The sequence below is a fragment of the Bacteroidia bacterium genome (genome assembly GCA_027493955.1).
GTDB lineage: Bacteria > Bacteroidota > Ignavibacteria > SZUA-365 > SZUA-365 > JAOSJT01.
The window spans coordinates 3,189,784-3,208,615 of record JAOSJT010000001.1; the positions used below are offsets into that span (position 1 = coordinate 3,189,784).

General features: G+C 58.9%; 16 protein-coding genes. 5 read left to right on the forward strand and 11 right to left on the reverse strand.

The window, feature by feature from the left end; translation table 11 throughout:
- Positions 1-3: 3 nt before the first annotated feature.
- The 9 genes from M5R41_12210 to M5R41_12250 form a co-directional block, all read right to left on the reverse strand.
- Positions 4-378 (reverse strand): response regulator, encoded by a 375-nt coding sequence (locus M5R41_12210; protein MCZ7557153.1) that lies wholly within the window; start codon positions 376-378, stop codon positions 4-6.
- 202 nt (positions 379-580) lie between these two features.
- Positions 581-1,735, reverse strand: coding sequence for an alanine racemase (gene alr, locus M5R41_12215; protein ID MCZ7557154.1), 1,155 nt, complete (start codon positions 1,733-1,735; stop codon positions 581-583).
- A 15-nt stretch (positions 1,736-1,750) separates the two neighbouring features.
- A complete protein-coding gene (locus M5R41_12220; GenBank protein ID MCZ7557155.1) occupies positions 1,751-3,940 on the reverse strand; it encodes a GAF domain-containing protein in 2,190 nt (729 codons plus the stop codon).
- A gap of 87 nt (positions 3,941-4,027) precedes the next feature.
- The gene (locus tag M5R41_12225) at positions 4,028-5,653 is read right to left on the reverse strand and encodes a glycosyl hydrolase (GenBank protein ID MCZ7557156.1); all 1,626 of its coding nucleotides are present in this window, start codon (positions 5,651-5,653) and stop codon (positions 4,028-4,030) included.
- A 116-nt stretch (positions 5,654-5,769) separates the two neighbouring features.
- Positions 5,770-6,447, reverse strand: coding sequence for a LysE family translocator (locus M5R41_12230; GenBank protein ID MCZ7557157.1), 678 nt, complete (start codon positions 6,445-6,447; stop codon positions 5,770-5,772).
- Positions 6,448-6,737: 290 nt separating this feature from the next.
- Entirely contained in the window at positions 6,738-7,217 is a 480-nt protein-coding gene (locus tag M5R41_12235; GenBank protein MCZ7557158.1) for a glutathione peroxidase, read from the reverse strand.
- A gap of 107 nt (positions 7,218-7,324) precedes the next feature.
- On the reverse strand, positions 7,325-7,921 hold the full coding sequence (locus M5R41_12240; protein MCZ7557159.1) for an HD domain-containing protein: 597 nt from the start codon (positions 7,919-7,921) through the stop codon (positions 7,325-7,327).
- Positions 7,918-8,478: an NUDIX hydrolase gene (locus M5R41_12245; protein MCZ7557160.1), complete on the reverse strand. Its 561-nt coding sequence runs from the start codon at positions 8,476-8,478 to the stop codon at positions 7,918-7,920. Before M5R41_12245 ends, M5R41_12240 begins: the two co-directional genes overlap by 4 nt.
- Positions 8,471-9,601, reverse strand: a complete 1,131-nt coding sequence (locus tag M5R41_12250) for a mechanosensitive ion channel family protein (protein ID MCZ7557161.1) — start codon at positions 9,599-9,601, stop codon at positions 8,471-8,473. Before M5R41_12250 ends, M5R41_12245 begins: the two co-directional genes overlap by 8 nt.
- Before the next feature lie 58 nt (positions 9,602-9,659).
- On the opposite strand from M5R41_12250, the gene M5R41_12255 reads away from it, so the two are divergent.
- From M5R41_12255 to M5R41_12265, 3 genes are read left to right on the forward strand one after another with little or no spacing between them, the layout of a single operon-like run.
- Positions 9,660-10,778 carry an alanine racemase gene (locus M5R41_12255; GenBank protein ID MCZ7557162.1) on the forward strand — a complete coding sequence of 373 codons (1,119 nt, stop codon included), beginning with the start codon at positions 9,660-9,662 and terminating at the stop codon, positions 10,776-10,778.
- Between the two features lie 10 nt (positions 10,779-10,788).
- Positions 10,789-11,832, forward strand: a complete 1,044-nt coding sequence (locus M5R41_12260) for a dipeptidase (protein MCZ7557163.1) — start codon at positions 10,789-10,791, stop codon at positions 11,830-11,832.
- 12 nt (positions 11,833-11,844) lie between these two features.
- Positions 11,845-12,645 carry a penicillin-binding transpeptidase domain-containing protein gene (locus tag M5R41_12265; GenBank protein MCZ7557164.1) on the forward strand — a complete coding sequence of 267 codons (801 nt, stop codon included), beginning with the start codon at positions 11,845-11,847 and terminating at the stop codon, positions 12,643-12,645.
- A 57-nt stretch (positions 12,646-12,702) separates the two neighbouring features.
- Here M5R41_12265 and M5R41_12270 read toward each other — a convergent pair whose 3' ends face one another.
- The gene (locus tag M5R41_12270; protein MCZ7557165.1) at positions 12,703-13,056 is read right to left on the reverse strand and encodes a translation initiation factor; all 354 of its coding nucleotides are present in this window, start codon (positions 13,054-13,056) and stop codon (positions 12,703-12,705) included.
- 363 nt (positions 13,057-13,419) lie between these two features.
- On the opposite strand from M5R41_12270, the gene M5R41_12275 reads away from it, so the two are divergent.
- A complete protein-coding gene (locus tag M5R41_12275; protein ID MCZ7557166.1) occupies positions 13,420-16,197 on the forward strand; it encodes an ATP-binding protein in 2,778 nt (925 codons plus the stop codon).
- Between the two features lie 13 nt (positions 16,198-16,210).
- Positions 16,211-17,338 carry an aminotransferase class V-fold PLP-dependent enzyme gene (locus M5R41_12280; GenBank protein ID MCZ7557167.1) on the forward strand — a complete coding sequence of 376 codons (1,128 nt, stop codon included), beginning with the start codon at positions 16,211-16,213 and terminating at the stop codon, positions 17,336-17,338.
- A 242-nt stretch (positions 17,339-17,580) separates the two neighbouring features.
- On the opposite strand, the gene M5R41_12285 is transcribed toward M5R41_12280, so the two are convergent.
- Positions 17,581-18,780, reverse strand: coding sequence for a metallophosphoesterase (locus tag M5R41_12285; GenBank protein ID MCZ7557168.1), 1,200 nt, complete (start codon positions 18,778-18,780; stop codon positions 17,581-17,583).
- Positions 18,781-18,832: the final 52 nt, after the last annotated feature.

Sequence of the window (18,832 nt, forward strand, 5' to 3'; positions counted from 1 at the left end):
CAATCAGGACAGGTACTGCATCATGAGTGCGCGAAGCTGTGTCCATTGAAACGGCTTCGAGACATAATCGTCGCACCCCGCATCGAGACTGCGTTTGCGATCTTCCGGAAACGCATGCGCCGTCAGAGCGATGATGGGGACGCGCGGGTCCTTCGCCGCCACACGGATGCGTCTGGTGATCTGCAGCCCATCATCCCCGTTGCGGAGTGAAAGGTCCATAAGAATGAGATCGATTTTCTGGTTCATGATGATGTCCCAGACCTGTTCACTCGTCGCGGCTATGGACACGTCGAATTCTTTCGACAGAAGTATGCTCATGTACTTCTGGCTTTGTTCATCGTCTTCAACGACCAGTACGGATTTCCTTTCATCCGCCATACATTTCTCCACCTGATTCATTCGCGGTGTCGGGAGTAACAGTGCAATATATCATGACAATAGATAAGAAACGAACTATTCGATCTTGTCATCGGACAACGGCCGGGGACAAGCAGAGGCTTGCTGCATCGTCGGCCACCGTCCGGCACCGTGCGACCTCGCATCGGCCACAGTATGCATACCGGGCCGCCGGGCCGCTGTTCTAAAGCACGGAAGACCGCACGTACTCTCTCGGTACGCGGGTATTGATCATGGTGAGCACTTCATAGGGTATCGTGCCGCACAGTGCCGCCAGGTCCTCCACCGTAATGCGCGCGTCACCCTGCGTACCGATCAAAACCACCTCATCGCCATTGTAGGCGGAATCCTGCCCGATATCCACCATGCACTGATCCATGGAAATGCGGCCGACAATCGGGTAGTGCCGCCCGTGAATGAGCACGGAACCGGCGTTCGAGAGACTGCGGGCGTACCCGTCGCCATAGCCCACCGGGAGCGTCACGACGCGCGTATCAGCCGGAGCCGTCCACGTATGGTCGTAGCCGATGGAGGTTCCGCCGCGGACGACTTTGAAATACACGACGCGCGTTTTCATGGAAAGCACGGGACGAAGTTCGACGCTGCGTTGCACATCCTCTCCGGGATACACTCCATAGAGCATGATGCCCGGACGCACCATATCGAGCCAGGAAGCGGGGTGCTGCAGTACAGCCCCGGAATTGGCGATATGGCGGGTGGGCATGGGGTGTCCGTGTTTGGGGAAATATTCGATCGTCTCGAGAAAGAGCTCGAGCTGACGCTGCGTATAGGTAAAATCCGCATCGTGCGACGAAGCGAAATGCGAGAACACGCCCGTAATTTCGCAATGTCGCGCCCGCAGCGCCGCTTCGAACAACTGCGGGGCGTGCTCGGCCCGGATGCCGATGCGTCCCATGCCGGTATCGATCTTGAGCTGTACGCGCGCCGTGCGGCCCATGCTGCGCGCGGTTTCGTCTATCTGCTGCAGTTTATAGACGGATGATGCGGTGATGTCCAGGTCGTATTCGAGAAAATGCGCGATCTGGTTTCCGATGATGCCGCCAAGCACGAGGATTGGACTCGCGATCCCCGCGCGGCGGAGAGTGATGCCTTCCTCCAGGAACGCTACGCCCAGCGCATCCGCTCCGCAGGCGAGAAGTTCCTGTGATGTACGTATCAGCCCGTGGCCGTAGGCATTCGCTTTGACCGTCGCCATGATGCGCGACGTCCCCACCCGTTCGCGTACGCGCTGAACATTCCACTGCAGCGCGTCGATATCCACCTGTATGACGGTAGGACGCAGCGCAATGGCCTGGTCATTGAAAACGGATTCGATCACGCGGTTACTCCCGCATCACGTCGCCGGCTGCGTGAAGAGCCACACTTGCTGCGCGTCGTCCGTCACATCAAAAAACAGGGTGACGTTCACGTCGCGGCCTTCGGCGTTTGTGTGGGAAAAACGTATGGCCGATTCCTTTTCCGACAACACCGTGTCCAGCAGGATCTGTGTCGCTTCATTGGCGGGAAACACCTGACGCGCAGGATTTCCGACTTCACCCTCGAGACACAGCAACTCGACAGCACCGGGACTCAGAATCTCGGTACGACCCTCGTTGAGGAATCGCTGTATGCGGGTACCGAGCTTGCTTCGCGGACCGAATTTCGGATAGGTCACGGAGACCACGCCGCATTCGTGTGGCGGCGCCTGCGTCACGCCGCCGAGAACGGCGCTCTCGCTCTGTGTCGGTATGGCAGCCGCCCCTTCGTGCTTCCAGGCAAGGTAGAGGAATTGCTCGTCGCCGTCCTTTTCCGAATGCGGCGTGAGCGACCACGACCACAGCGTCTGCTGACCCTGCCAATCCGTGAACACATCGTGCGACCGCGTAACCAGATCTCCGGCTTCCACTGCTTCGACAAGACGGTCGTACAAATCCCGATGGTAGAGTGAATAGATGAAATCGCTCAGGAGTTGACCTTCGACGCCGCGCGACCGAAAAGGTTCGTCGAGTATCTCGGAAAACGTATCATTGACGCTGACGCAGCGGAACGGCTCGCGTGCGTCGAACACCGCCACGGCAACCGCCAAGCTGGTCTGATACGCCTCCAGCAGACGCTGTTGCATGGCGGCTTCCGCGATGCGCGACTCGGCGTCCTTTATTCGACGGCGCTGTCCGATACCAAAGGCCAGAATGCGCACGATTTCCCTGAGCCTCTCGTACTCGGGTCCTATAAAATGGTTTTTGTCTCTGGCATACAACACCAGCACTCCCAACTCAGCGCCTTCGTACATCAATGGCAGCGCGGCGAGGGACTGAAAATGTGTTTTCTCGTTTTGGGCTTTCCAGGTCGCGGAATCCGGATCCGCCAGGATATCGGCTACAGTGACCGGTTGACCGGTTTTCAGGGCTTTGCCGATAGGACCACGGCCGAAGGGGCTGTCATCGTAGCGAATCTTGATTTTCCGTAAGTAGTCATGGTCCTTCCCGGCGCTGGCTGACGGGTTGACGCGCATATCATTCTCCCCTGTCACTCCGCGCCAGACGAGGGGATACCCCAGATGCTTCACAAGAATCTCGCACACCGTACGCTCAAGATCATATTCGGAATTGGCTGTGAGCGTTGCGTTCACCACCTCGGCCTGCACCTTCATAAGCGCAATTTCACGTTTCATGGCATCGTTGCGCTCGGCGCTGTCCTCGAAGAGCCGGAAACAGCCAACCGCGCCGAAGAGATCGCCATTCTGCTCGAACAACGGCGACGCGTTGATGGTGATGAAACGTTTCGAGCCATCCGGCTGCAGCATGCCGATTTTTCGATTCAGCACCGGATGCTCTTCCACGAGGGCGATCATGAGCGGGTGGCTCGAAACGGTGAGCGGCTGACCATCGGCATCGATGAAGCGCCAGCGCGGATCTATACAGGAACGGGACGAGAGATCCGCCTTCGTCATGCCCAGAAGGCGATCCGCAATCTGATTGCTTTCCACGATGGTGCCGCGCGTATCGACAATCAGGACCCCGTCGAAGGTGGTCTGCTGCAGTACCTGATCCCGGGATTTCACCGTTGAGACGTTCCCCCCCTCGGTTTCCACACCGGAGCTGCTCCGGCTGACGCAGAGGATATAGTTCTTGCCGCGCCAGGCGATGTAATTGGCGCTGATTGTTTTTGCGCGACCGACCCCGGCGGCATCGAGGAATTCGGTTTCGAACACATCCGGGATACGCTGCTGCTTGAGTTGCGATACGCGATGCAGCCAGGTTGCGCGCGTGTTTCGCGTATCGATGCGCGAAAGCGTCATGGACAACATGGTCGAAAGCGAATATCCAAGATCACGGAGCAGCGAATCGTTTGCATACACGAAACGTCCCGTTTCGGTTACGACAAACAATTCATCTCCTTCCTGTCCGCGCACCATGTCAAACAGCTCGTCTTCGTCGAATTGGCCATTGCTCTCGATTGCGACGGTACTTTCGGCGGGCTGTTCACGCAAACGTTTGAGCTCTTCAATCAGCTCGGCCTTGGTCATTTTTGAAAAATCACTCATGGGGTTTCCTGCATCCTCATTCGATGGATGTCTATGGATGAAAAATTGTACATACGCCGGCTTCTGCCGTCGTTGACCTGCGGCGCATCAGCGCAGAATGGTAAGAATACGGCCTTTGACCACTGTCGCGGTGGTATGACTCCGCATTCCCGACACGATGACGCGGCACAGATAGGTGCCGGGATTGAGAGCGGCGGCAGACCAGTTCAGAGAGTGCTGTCCCTGCTGCAGCGCACCACGAAACACCGTCGCCACGCGTGTTCCGATGAGATCGTACACGGCCGCATCCACAACCGCGTGTTCGTCCAGCGTCAGATACACCGTGCCGTTCGAGCCGTCACCGCCGATGAGGGGATTGGGCCAGAGATCCAGCTTGACGCCGCGTTCCGCCACGGGGAGAGCCTCCGCATGAACCGGACCGCTCTCGATGAGGCAGGTATGGATGGAAAGGCGCCCCTGGTCGAGCTTCGTCCAAATCGGGCGTATGCGTCCGTTGTACGCGGCGATACCGTTGTAATCGCCGAAGAACACCATCGGCGAGGGGAGAAACGCGGCCTGGCTGATACGCTCGTTGCTGAACGTCCGCCCCCCGTCGGTGGAACGCGCGAGATAGACATCGGTGGAATCGGATGCGTAATTCCTGCGATCATAGAACACCACCACGAGCTCGCCCGTGACGGGATCCACAGCGGCCCAGGTGAAAAACTGCTCCTTGCCGTTGCCTATGGCATCGTCGTTGACGCGAACCGGACCGCGCCAGGTTTCACCCTTGTCCGAAGAAGCCAGGATGAACACATCCGTATCCCCGTTGCGCTGATCCACCCAGTTGATGTACACCATTCCCCGGTAAGCCGACGGAGAAATGTCGGTGATGGTGACAGGCAGCCCATTCGAGCGGTTGATGCCCGAAATCTCGATGTCCCAGCCACCCGGCTGATCGGATATGACGCGGTCGCTGCCCCAGGTGACGCCACCGTCGAAGGAGCGGTCGAAGTAGAGACCTTGCGGGCCGGACCAGCAGAGATACACTTCACCATCCGGACCTACGGCGGGCACAGCCCCTTCCACCGTATTGTCGCTGTCGATGGCATCGCCGCCGCGGTCGCTCACGCGCACGAAAGGTTCGAAGCTCTCGCCGCGATTGGTGGAACGGGCAAAGACGATGACGCTGCTGTCGCCGGGTTCCGCGCTGCCGTATTTCGTGAAATCCGTCCAGGCCGCGTAGATATTTCCGCCATGGGGGCCGTCGCTCATATCGGCGACGATCCACTCCTTATCCTGCAGGCTGGACTCGTAGAAGCTTCCCGGTTTCGCGTTCGGAGAGCTTGGCCCGAACAGCTTCACACCGGGCGACCAGGTTCTGCCGCCGTCGTCGCTGTAGCGCACGACAATGGCATCCCACCCGTAGACCAGATTGGCGATATACGCCCGGCCGGTGTTGTCGAACGTGACGCTGGGATCGCCCCAGGTACCGTTGGGAAGCTGCTGTTGCGTCCAGGTTTCACCCCCGTCGAAGGAGTAATAGTAATACCGCAGATTCGAACCGGCGATGATATTATCCGGATTCAGGGGGTTTATGGCGATGGAGACTTCCTCGGGATTGCTGCCGGGTTTATCCATACGGACATTGCGCGGCTGCGCCTGAACCGCGGAGGCCAGACCGAGAGTGAATAGCGCAAATGCCGCCACTCTGAGAGGAAGACTTACTGTCATTGTCAGATTCCCGTAAAAACAGCCGGTTACATCTGTAGATTGTATCGCACTCCGCGGAAGCCGGCACGCGGGTGCGCAGTCAAGACCAAAGAACGGGAGAACGTCGGATTGCCCAGTCAGACGCTGCTGTGCAGATGCTGAAAGATGGTCAGCGTAAAATACACTCCGAATCCGATGATCACAAGGGCAGTAATTGATGACGCCTTGCGGATGAAGGAATCAGATATGGCGTGGCGCCTGCTGCGCATGAAGAGGATCAGGGCAAGGAACCACATCATGCTTCCCGCTCCGACAGCGAGAGAGAACAACACCTTGTGACCGGTGTCATCCACCAGAAGCCCGTGCGCGGTGATGAAGCTGAGCACGGCCACCCAGGAGAAGAACAACGTGGGATTGGCGATGGTCATGGACGCCCCGATGGCGATGTCACCGAACTTGGACGAGAGCTTGCGCAATCTGGGCGGCGTGGCCGGATTGCCTTCAATCGGCTCGTCTTCCGCTACGCCTTTGCGGTCGAAGAGAATCATTTTCAGGCCGTAGCCGATCAGGAAAACGGAAAAAACAATTTGCACCACCGGATTCTGCAGATAGGCATGCAGAAAGGAGATCAGGCCCATGGTGATGACGAGGCAGTAGAAGATATCCGTTCCCACGGCGCCGATACTGACAAGCAGCCCCTTGCGGGCTTCGCCTTTCAGTGCCGAATGAGCGATGTACAGCGATGTCGGCCCGAGCGGAACGGTGATCACAATACCGACCACGATTCCGGTGATAATCGTCATTAGGGCTTGCATGCGGTAAAAACGGCTCTGATAGGCTTGTCGGTAGTGCTCAAACAAAAAAGCTACGAAAAAGCCGGGCTCCGTCAAAACGCCGTTGGGCTGGCTGAACACTGGTTGAACACCAAAGGGAGAGCTTCGATTTTGGAGTCACTCTGTCCTATCTGCTGGAATTCGAGGTGCCCCGTGCTATCTGAATTTCTGGGCACTCGTATTCGTGATCAGCGATGCGAAGACGTTCCGGGATAAAAACAGGCGGCTCCATGAGAAGCCGCCCGCCGGTCGTTGAATATGTGACGTCCGGATTACTGCGCAAGGACTTCTTCGATTTTACCGGTAACGGCGTCGTCGAGGGGATTGACTTTGGTTTCGAAACGGGCGACGACGTTGCCGTCCCTGTCCACAAGAAACTTGGTGAAATTCCATTTGATGTCGCCGTTGAAGCCGCTCTCCTTCGTGAGCCAGCGGTACAGCGGATGCATGTCGTCGCCCTTGACGGAGATTTTCGCGAACATGTCGAAGGTGACGTTGTACGTCGTCGAGCAGAATTCCTTGATCTCTTCATTGCTGCCGGGTTCCTGCGCGCCGAAGTTGTTCGCCGGGAAGGCGAGCACGCGGAAACCACGCTCGGCGTAACGGGTGAACAGTTCCTGCATGCCCTTGTACTGCGGTGTGTATCCGCATTTCGAGGCCACGTTGACGATAAGCAGCACTTCACCCTCGTAGTGATTGAGCGCTTTCTCTTCACCGTCGATGGTCGTCATGGTAAAATGATGTACGTTCATGTCCGAAGCGGGAGCGTCGTCGTCCTGCGCCCGACAGGCGGTGGTGACGCCGATGATGAGCAGAAGCAAGAGAAACGTCTTCATGGGATTGTCCTGAAAGGTATGTTCTACAATTGGTGTTTGCTTTCGTTGTTGTGATTTCCGGGCGCAGCGGCGCGGCCGCGGGACTTGTGTACGACGGCTCGATACACCTCGAGCATGGGATGCGACCAGCCGTGGGCTATCGCGTCGAGAACATCTTCATAAAAACGCAGGGTGCGGTCGCGTCCGCGTGAGAACACACCCCACAGCGCTTCGCCCTGCTGCCTTTCCGCCTCGAGAATGGAGGACAGATTGTGAATCTTGTCCGCGCAGCACACGGCCTTGCCCTGCGGGGATGCTCCGCGTACGCCTTCAATATACGCGCTTTTTCTGGCCTCCCAGCGCAGCGCTTTGTTCTCCGTCACTTCCATGACGATGCGGTATACTTCGTCTCCGAAGTCGGCGGCAAGTTCCTCGGCCGTGTAGGCGGTGTCTTCGATGGAATCGTGCAGCAACGCGGCGATGATGACGTCTTCATCGAAGTCATGCGCGGCCACGATGCAGGCCACATGCACGAGATGTGTGGTGTACGGCAACGTGGGATCGGACTTCCGGCGCTGTCCTTCGTGCAAACGAAAAGCGGTGCGCAGAGCCTGTTCCAACCGCGGAGAATAGGTTTTCATAGGTCGCTTTCAATGTTCAACACACCCAACTTCAGTGCCGCCAGGGTCAGACCCGTCACGGTTTTTCCGTCGGTGATGCGTCCGTCGCCGCACATGCGCATTGCCTCGGCCAATGGTGTGCGCAGCAGGGCGATGCTTTCCTCACCCTGTTCCAGCGCCTGCGCGCCGTCCGTGAGTCCTGTGGCCATGAACAAATGCAGGGTCTCGCTGCAGAAGCCCGGCGTGGTGAGCATGGAGACGAGCGGCAGCATCTCGGCTGCGGTGTAGCCGGTTTCCTCGCGCAGTTCTCTTACGGCGCAGTGCATAGGATCTTCGCCGGGCGAGAGCTTGCCCGCGGGCAGTTCGATGATTTCGCGATTGACGGGATAGCGGAACTGGCGGATCAGCAGCACATCGGGACCCGGCAAAATGGGGACGATGACCGCGCCGCCGTCGTGCCGCACCACTTCGCGTATGCTTTCGTAGCCGCTGGCATGGCGCACCGTATCGCGCTCGATGGTGAAGACGCGGCCCTCGAAAAGGCGTTCATGCGTCAGGATGGTGAATTCGTCAGCCATTCCCGCCTCCGTTGCCGGAAGAACCGCTGTCGGAGCTGCGCGGCGGTTGTTGCGCGAAATGCACCACGCGTTGCGGGAAAGGGATCTCTATGCCGTGTTCACGCAGCGTGTTGTAGATAACAAGCATCAGGTCGCTGCGGCGGCGGGGGATGTTGTTCGGATTGCGGATGCGGCAGAGAAGGGTCGCGTTCACGGAGGAATCCGCCATGGCCTCGATACGGACCTCCGCATGCTCTTTGTCCACAATGTCCTCTTCACGACGGATGCGCTCGAGGATGATCGCCCGCATGGCGTCGAGATCGGTGCCGTACGCCACGCCGAATTTCACGTCGAAGCGCACCACGTCGTTGGGATAGGAAAAATTCTTGATCTGGCTTTTAACGATTTCCGCGTTCGGGGTGATGATCATTACCTGATTGTCGTCTATCACCTTGGTGGAGCGGATACCGACTTCCGTGACATTGCCGATGGTGCCGTCCGGCAGACGGATGCGGTCGCCCACGCGAAAGGGCCGGTCCAGCATGAGCACAAAACCGGCGATCATGTTGGCCAGCGTCTCCTGCGCGGCCAGCGCGATAGCCAGCGAGCCCACACCCAGCGACACCACCAGCGTGCTGATGTTCTGTCCGAAATGATCGAGAATGATGATCACCGCGACGAAGAGAATGAGCACCTTGAGCACGCGGTTGACCAGCGGGGCCAGTTCGTCGTCGAGATGCGTCTGGGTTCTGACGGCGACCGCATGGAGGTACCAGCGAATGACCGTATCGAACAGACGCGCGACGACGAGCGCAAGGTACAGCACGAGCACGATGAACAGCGCTTCCGTGAGCATCACCGCCATACGGTGGATCAGCGGCGGATCGCGGCGTATGCTGAGGAGCGCTTCGGTAAAGGCCCAATACGCGCTGCCCAGCAGCAGGAGTCCGGTAACATGCCTGGCCGCTTCGTTGAGCAGCATGTCATCGAGTTGCGAGCGGGATTTTTTTGCTATCTTTCCCGAGAACAGGAGGAGCAGTTTTTTCAGCAGCGCTCCTGCGAGCCAGGCCGTAATGATGATCACGCCGGTGCTCAGCAGCACGGCGGTATCGTTGTCGCCCAGAAGAAATTCGAAAAAATTCATGTGTTGTTTGCCGCTGTGAGATCGCGGTTAATATAGGAAAAAATCAACTGCGCCTTCGATGATGGACCTTGCCTCCATTACGCGACCGACTCTGCTGCTCGACGAACGCGTCTGCCGTGCGAATATCGCCTTCATGCGCGATCGCGCTGCGGAAGCGGGGGTGCGCTTCCGGCCGCATATGAAAACCGCGCAATCACGGCTGATCGGGCGTTGGTTCCGCGAGGCCGGTGTGAGCGGCATCACCGTCTCCTCCGTGGGCATGGCGCGTTATTTCGCCGATGACGGCTGGGATGACATCACCATCGCCTTCCCGTTCAACCTGCGTGAAAGCGACGCGCTCGACGCCTTCGCCGCAGAAGTACAACTCCACCTCCTGATCGAATCCACCGAAACGGCGAACGTTCTCGGCGGCACCGTGCGCCGGGATGTGAACGTCTGGATAAAGCTCGACAGCGGCTACGGCAGAACGGGCATTCCGCACGACGATGACGCCGCCCTCGACGCTGTGATTTCCGCAATCCGGCACTTCCCGCGTCTGCATCTGCGCGGACTGCTGACGCATGCGGGCATGACGTACACCGCCGGCAATGCGGATGAGGTGCGCGTGTTGTTCGAACAGTCGCGCGCCCGCCTCGTCGGTGCGGCACAACGGCACGGCAATCTACTGTGCTCTGCCGGCGACACGCCCGGGTGCACGCTGGCAGCGAGCTTTGAGGGCCTTGCGGAGATCAGACCCGGCAACATGACGTTTTACGACCTCATGCAGGCAAAGCGGGGAGTGTGCGGCATCCACGACATCGCGGTGGCCGCCGCCTGTCCCGTCGTTGCCGTGCATGAAAAGCGCGGCGAGGCCGTGCTGTACGGCGGCGCGGTATATTTGTCGAAAGAGAGCATCCCCGGCGACGATGGCTATCCGATCTACGGTCTGCTCTGCGAGTTGACGCCCGAGGGCTGGAGCGAGCCCATCGACGGCGGCTGGTTATGCGGCATGTCGCAGGAGCATGGTATTGCGCGACTCCCCGCACCGATACTGCACCGACTCAAACCAGGAGATCTCCTCGCTGTGCTCCCGGTGCACTCCTGCCTTACCGCCGACGCTTTCGGCGGCTATCTGAACCTGGACGGAGAGAGGGTCGACCATTACGCGGCACACATTCACTTCCCGCACGTAATCTGAGGACGACGCAATGCACATTTCGGATACCATCGCTTCCCTGCTCTCCCGCGTTCCCGTCATCGACGTGCACTCCGATTATGCGATTCAGCTGTATCGCGAAATGCGCGACGGCAGACCTGACGCACTCGCCGCGCTGCATCTTCCGATGCTGCGGGAGGGGGGGATTTCCATGGAGGTACATACGGTTGGCGGCGATTTCGATATAGGGGAACTGGATCTGTGGGATTACGAGCTGGTGAAACGCATAAGCGGATCGCTGCTGGAAAGCATTGCGGCGAGTCCTGATCTCTTTCGACTGATCCTGACCGCCGAAGACGTGCGCGGCATGCAACAGCGGGGCGCTCTCGGCCTCATGATGGCTCTTGAAGGTGTGCGCTGTCTGGAGCAGTCGACGGATCGTTTGCACGAGCTGCATGCGCTCGGTCTGCGTTCCGTCATTTTCACGCACAATCATCGCAATGGCGCCGCCGACGGCTGCAGCGAACCGGAGCCGCGCGGACTCAGCGCGTTCGGACGCACGCTCGTCGAGGAGTTGCGTTCGCTCCGCATGGTGCTGGATCTCGTGCATCTTTCGGTGCCGTCGTTCTGGGACGCGCTGGGACGGTGGAATGCCCCGGTGATGGTTTCGCATTCCAATGCCCGGGCTCTCTGTCCGCACGCGCGCAATCTGGACGATGAGCAGATACGCGCCGTCGGAGAAAGCGGCGGCGTGATCGGACTCAATTTCCTTTCGTTGTTCATTGATGAAAACCGCAGCCGTGCTGATCTGGACCGCCTGGCCGACCATGCCGTGCATATCGCGGGCATTGCCGGGGCCGAAGCGCTTGCGTTGGGCCCGGACTTCGCAGATTATTACATGGACGCGATGGACGCGTGGATACGCCGCGACAATCTTCCGGCGGATCTCATGGCCTTCGTGAAGGGTGCGGAGGATGTGCGCGGCGTCCCGGCCTTTCTCGAGACCCTGTACAACCGCGGTTTTACTCTTGAAGAAATCGAGCGTATCGCCGGCCGCAACGCGCTGCGCGTGTATGAGAACTGTTTTACACCTTAACCGGATTGTTGAATGAAATACGTTGTTGCTCCTCTCCTGTTGTTCCTGCTCCTGGTATATCCCGCCACGGCGCAGGATGACGCTACCCGCCTCCGCGAGGTGTTCCGCTCCTTCGGCTACGACGGCACGTTTATTCTTTCGCCCCTCGAGGGCGAGGCTATGGTGCGCGTGAATCCGGAGCGTTGCGGTCAAGCGGTGATCCCAGCATCCACGTTCAAGATACCGAACTCCTGCATTGCGCTCGAGACCGGCGTCATCAACGGCATACATGACACCTTGCGATGGGATGGCAAGAGGAAGAGCTTTCGCTCGTGGGAGGAGGACATGGATATGTCCATGGCCTTTCAGCGGTCCTGCGTCTGGTTTTACCAGGAGCTCGCGCGGCGCATCGGGTCACGGACGATGGGCCAGTGGCTGGACCGGCTCGATTATGGAAACCGGAGCATCGGAGGAGGCATCGACCGTTTCTGGCTGGACGGGAAGATGCGCATTTCTCCGGACCAGCAGATCGCCTTTTTACGAAAGTTGTTCACCGATGCTCTGCCATTCAAACCCGAGGTCATGCGGCAGGTACGCGACCTGATGGTGCTGGAGCGCGGCGAGCATCACATCCTGTATGGAAAGACCGGTTGGGGCATTATTGACAATGTCCACTACGGTTGGCTCGTCGGCGCGGTGGATGTCAAAGGCGGGCTATGGGTGTACGCAACCTTGCTGGTGAAACACAATGCGGACGCATCAACGTTTCCGCAGGCGCGGTATGACGTGACCCGCGCATTGTTACGCGAGGCCAGGTTGTTACCGCGCGAATGACGCACGCGGATCCGTCGCGAGCCACGATACACTTCGGTTCCGGGACTTGCGGCGAGGTTAAAAATTTCCCTTGAATCCCTTCGCCTTGAAATAGGAGGCCACTGTCTCGCGATGGTCGCCTTGAATTTCAATGGTATCGTTTTTTACCGTACCGCCCGAGCCGCAGCGCGTTTTCAGCTCGCGCGCGAATTGCTCGAGGTCGGCGGTGGTATGGAAAAAGCCCTTCACGACTGTGACCCCTTTGCCTTTACGGCCTTTCTTCTCGAGTTGTATCAGCAGCTTTGCGAGGCGCAGGGCCCGGTCAGTCTTCGCTTCAGGTATTGTGTCCGGAGATTCTTGCGGAGCTTCGTAAGCACCCTCCGAAAAAAGTTTACCGAGGTCCGCCAGATCACCGAGAGTGTGTTTCGCCATTGTCCTTATCCATGCCTTGTCCTGCAGCAAGGTAGCATTTTCGTCAGGGAATCGCGAGCGCGGGCGGCGGTGGATGCGATGCGGTATTCCTGCACGCTCACGGCATCGGCTTCGTGCAGCGGGTACTGCGGACACAAATCTCTCACCTTTTTTATGCTAACAGAATCCTGACACAGGTATAGCGGTATCCTTACAGGTCGCTAACATAGCTGTGCCATATTACCGTACCCTCCCAAAAGAGCGAAAAGGTGAGGGGTGGTGTTCAATCAGTGTTTCCTTCCTCTACGCGGCCCCCACCTCCGCACACCGCCCCTCAATTTTTACCCCTCCCTTTGTCAACGCTATTGCGTAATTTCCGGATGTATGCGGGTCAGAACACGTACACTCCACACACTCATCGCCTGTATTGCGTTGATGAGCTCCGGTGCCGCGCAGCAGCATCCGTTCACGCGTTACGGCACATCGGATGGACTCGTCCAAAATTACATCACCGGTATCACACAGGATCACCGCGGCTTTCTGTGGATAGCGACGGGCGACGCCGGATTGTCGCGTTTCGACGGCCGCGAGTTTGTATCCTTCGACGCACACAATGCCGCCGTACCGGGCGTCGTGACGGCGCTGACCACGGATGGGGGTAATCACCTGTTCGTGGCGGGGCCCGACGGCGTGCGCTGTCTCCGTCTGGGTATGGACATGAACGATCAGGCGGACTCGGCATTGAACAGATACCTGCGTCCCGTGCGGGGACCGATTCGGGAAATGTACATGCGCCCGAACCGCGAATTGTACATCGGCGGTGACGACTACGCATGGCTTTTCCGTCTGCGGGATTCCACGCTTCGCCTGACACCGGTATCGCCGCTCCGGTACAGCTATCTCACGCAGGACTATCCCGGCACCGAGGTCCGCGGAATGAGCAGAGACTGCCGCAAGCGCATCTGGCTGGCCACGGACAGAGGTCTCATCATGCATGACGACGCGGGGGGAGTGCGCTACGGCAATTCCAACGGACTTGGGAATGAGAACGTGCTCAGTGTGTTTTGCGACAATGAGGGAAACATCTGGGCCGGCACGGTGGATGGCTTGTTCCGGTTCACGCCGGACCGCATCATCAATTATCTCCCCGGAAAGGAGCTTGACGCGCGAGCGCGCGGCGTGTGGAGCGTGCTGTCCACCCGCGAGCATGTGCTGTGGATCGGCACAATTGGCGGGGGTCTGACGCGGCTGTTCAGCGGAGAGAGCCGCACCTTCAGCGTCAGAGACGGTCTTCCGTCCGATGACGTCTCCGCGCTGCTGGAACTCCCCGACGGCGGCATACTCGTGGGAACGAGCAATGGTCTGGCCCATGTCCGCGGCGACAGAATTGCCTCCATGGATGCGCTGATTCCCCTGCCGGATCACCGTGTGGAGGCAATGTATCGCAGCAGCGACGGCAGATACTGGATAGCGACGCATAGCGGCCTCGCGGTCTGGAACGGCGAGCAGACCAGAGTGTACACCAGGAATGATGGCTTGCCCAGTGATCGTATCAGTTCCATTGCGGAGGATCCCTTCGGCTTCATGTGGATAGGGACGCATTCCGGCGTGGCACGTATCAACCTGCGGAGCGGCAATGTGCTGGCGGTCCGGAGCGTCGGCAGTGTCCATGTCGTATGCCTGTATGTCGATGCACAGGATCGCGTATGGATAGGGACGGTCGGCGCTGGTATTATTTGTCACGATAACAACAGCAGTCAGATCAGCCAGATCAGTCGCGAAGACGGCTTGGCGGGGAACACCGTGTATTTCATAAGCGCCGATGCACACGGGTCGCTCTACTTCGGTACCAACAACGGAATCAGCGTGCTGCCGGCCGCTTCCATCGACTACCTCGTGAATGATGGCACGATGCGATACGGCGGCGGCATAGATCCGGCCATCGTGAAATCCATACTGCGCTCGCAGGCGCTGCATACACTGAACACACGCACCGGTCTCGCCGGGGACGAAATGAATTCCGGGGCCGTGTTTCGCGACACCAACGGCCGCATGTGGTTCGGTGCCATGGGAGGTCTCTCCTGCTTTCAGCCGCAGAAACCACCCAGATTGACAAGCTGGAGCTACCCTGACTGCCGCGAAGCAGCCGCGTCGCGCGTCGCGCAACGCATCTGGATAGTCGAAGTGCAGATCAACGATACGCTCAGCGACCGGCGAGGAAGCATCACACTCGGGCCCAACGATCGCGTGCTCCGCGTCCGCGTTCTGACGCCCGCCTTTCGCAATCCGGGGAGTGTGCGTTTCCTGTACAAACTCGAGGGCCTCGATTACACCTGGCACTCATCCAGTGACGGAGAGATACTCTTCACGGCGATACCGTCTGGCGACTACCGTCTGCTGCTCCGCGCGAACGTCGGTGAAGGACACTGGACGCCGGAGCATGTACTGTTGACGCTTTCCGTCAAGCCGCCTTTCTCCGAAACAGTCTGGTTCTGGCTTCTGCTCCTGCTGCTCGCAAGCGGCCTGGGCGCGGGGATGATGCACTGGCGTTCCCGCAAACAGCTGGAGATGGAAAGGATGCGCATCCGCATTGCATCCGATCTGCACGACGACATCGGCGCATCGCTCGGTACCATCTCGTTGCTGAGCGATCTCGAAAAGAGGCGCGGGGATGCCGACACCAGTGGAAATCTGAGCACCATCGGAATCCTTGCGCGACGCTGTGTGCAGGACATGAGCGACATCGTGTGGTCGGTGAATCCCGCACACGACAGCATGGCGGGTTTTGCCGAACGCCTGCGTGCGACAGCCGATGAACTCTCGAACGCCAGCGGCATCCCTGTCTCAACGGAAACGATGGGAATCCGACCTGATATCCGTCTCGATGCATCCGCACGTCGCGCGCTCATGTTGATCGCGAAGGAAGCGCTGTACAACGCGGTGCGCCATTCCGGGGCAAAGCACATCGCCGTCACTGTGAAAAAACAGCGGCAGCATTGGACTCTCAGCGTGACCGACGACGGGCATGGCTTCGATCCCGCTGCGCAACGGTCAGGGAATGGCTTACGCAATATCGAACGGCGCGCACATGCCGTCGGATGGGAATTCGCGATCGCATCTTCTCCTGTCGGTACAACATTGACTCTGCATTTCGTACTCTAATACCGGAATTCCTATGACACTCGACTCCATCCGCGAACACTTTCCGTATCTGAAATCCGGACGCATCTACTTGAATCATGCGGCGACATCCCCCTGGTCTTCCACCATGGAGCAGGAAGTCCTGCGTTTCATTGATCTGCGCGCCCGCGGCGATATAGAGATCTATCCTGAAACGATGCACATCATTACCGAAACCCGCGCATGGGTGGCGGAAATGATCGGCTGCGACGCAGGGGATCTCAGCTTCGCGCTGAATACCTCCGAGGGACTGAACATCCTTGCCGCGGGGCTCGACTGGAAGCACGGAGATCATATCGTCCTCGTGGATCAGGAATTCCCCGCGAACATTTATCCCTTTCTGAATCTCCGGCGTCATGGTGTTGACGTCAGTATAGTGGCGCAACGGAACGGCAGCGTCGCACTCGAGGACATCGAGGCCGCGATGACAGCGCGTACGCGCCTCGTCGCGGTGAGCTGGGTACAGTTTCTTTCCGGCTCCGTCATCGATCTGGCGCAGCTCCGGGCGCTGTGCGAGCGCCGGGGCGCCCTGCTGAGCGTGGACGCGATTCAGGGTATCGGAGCGATACGTCTCGATCTTCGGACGACACCGGTGGACTTTCTCTCGGCCGGCGTACAGAAATGGCAGATGGGTCCGCAGGGTGTGGGCATCGTGTACACTTCGGCGCGGGTACGGGACATGCTTCAGCAGGCGGTTGTGGGATGGATCAACGTCAAAAACGCCTGGGATTTCTTCGACTACACGCTCGACCTGCTGGATGACGCACGCCGATACGAAAGCGGGACGTACAACTCCATCGGCATCACCGGATATCGCGGCGCGTTGCGCTTGTTCCGTGAGGTCGGACATCATCGGGTGGAAGAACTGGTGCGGGCCAACGCGACGCATGCCTGGCAACGCGCCAGGGAAATGGGTCTCGGGCTCATCACGCCGGAGGAGCCATCACGGCGCGCAGGCATTGTCACCTTCCGGCTTCCGGACGCGGATCGCATACAGCAGCAACTTCAGCAGCGCGGGATCACCGTATCCGCCCGCGTCGGACACCTCCGCGTATCGCCGCATTTTTATAACACCACGGAGGAAATAGACGCATGCTTCGACGCGATCACTGCGTTGATGTGACGCACCGGTCGCAAAGGGAAATGGGTCCGCGGATATCACGGATTGAAGCGGATTCTCGTGGAGGAAGGGTTGAGGGAGATGTAGCAAAAGATTTCCGGTATCAGGCCCCGAACAGTTCCTCCGTGCATATCCACATTCCATCCCTGAAATCTGTGCACCAACGCGGAGCGGATCACCACGATATGTATGGATTGTCACGGATTGATTTTTCGAGACGTTACCCGCGATCGGTCATCCGGCTCTCACACAGGCTTGGCGGATGTGAGCACGTATAGCGGAATTTCTGCCGGACATCCGATGCGATACGGAAACCAGTGTCCGGCCCCCGCCGAAACGAACAACTTCGCGCCATCCTTTTCATACAGACCCCACATATATTTCTCCGGATTGAGTGCGTACAGCACGCTGCGACCGTTGAAGCCGATTTGTCCGCCGTGCGTGTGGCCGGCGAGCGTCAATTCCACGCCCCGTTTCGCGGCGGCATCGAACGCCATCGGGCGATGCGTCATCAGCACTCTGAACGCGCCATCGCCCGCATCGCGCAACGCCGCGTCAATCGAGCGCTCAAAGAACTGCGCGGGCATGCGGCGCATGGACTTCGGATCGTCAATACCTGCGATGTGCAGGCGTGCGTTTCCGACGGTGAGTTCCGTGCCGCTGTTGAACAACAGTGGAATCGGACCTCGTTCGTACGCGCGCAGTATTTCCTGAATCCCGCGAAAGTATTCGTGATTGCCGAGCGTTGCATAGCTGCCGTATGTGGAGGGAATCTGGGCCGCGATACGGAGGGCGTCGAGGTACGTAGCGGCCTCGTCGGAGAAATCGCCGGTGATGAGCACCAGATCGGGCTTCATCGCGGCTGCGTCACGCGCCATGTCCTCCAAATCCTCCAAGCCGATGAAAAAGCCAATATGGACATCCGATATATGCAGGATACGTAAACCTTCCAGCTCCAGGGGCAGAGAGGGATACGGCAATGGTACCACCGGGAAGCGTGGCGGAAGATACCCGTTCGCCAATCCCTTCGCTCCGGCGGAGATGGCAAGAGCGGGAAACACCGCCGCCGTGGTCGTCAGCAGACGCCGACGGCCCGCGAGGACCGGCTCTTCTTTCATCCGCTTGTGCGTCACCCAATGCCGTACTCTGTCCGCAACGTGCAACAATCCGGAGAAGGGCAGAGAAAGCATCAATGCCACCCCGAGCACGAAAATCGCCGCCGCCGCAGTGGCTCCGACTGCGACTATCAGTTCCACCCCGCTCAATATGCCGAGCGTCCAAACCAGCACGCTGATACTGCCCGCGACAGGTACACCCCATGACAACCGCCGCACCCACAGGTGCGCCCACCAGTCGCGGTGCAGCGCACGCAACAAGAAAATCTCGATGAGACTCAGGAGTGCGATCGTGATGGTGGTGAAGATAACCGGGAAAAAAGGACGCATCGGAACTGCTCTTCCAAACCGATAGTACAAAAGAAATGGCCCGAAATACGGG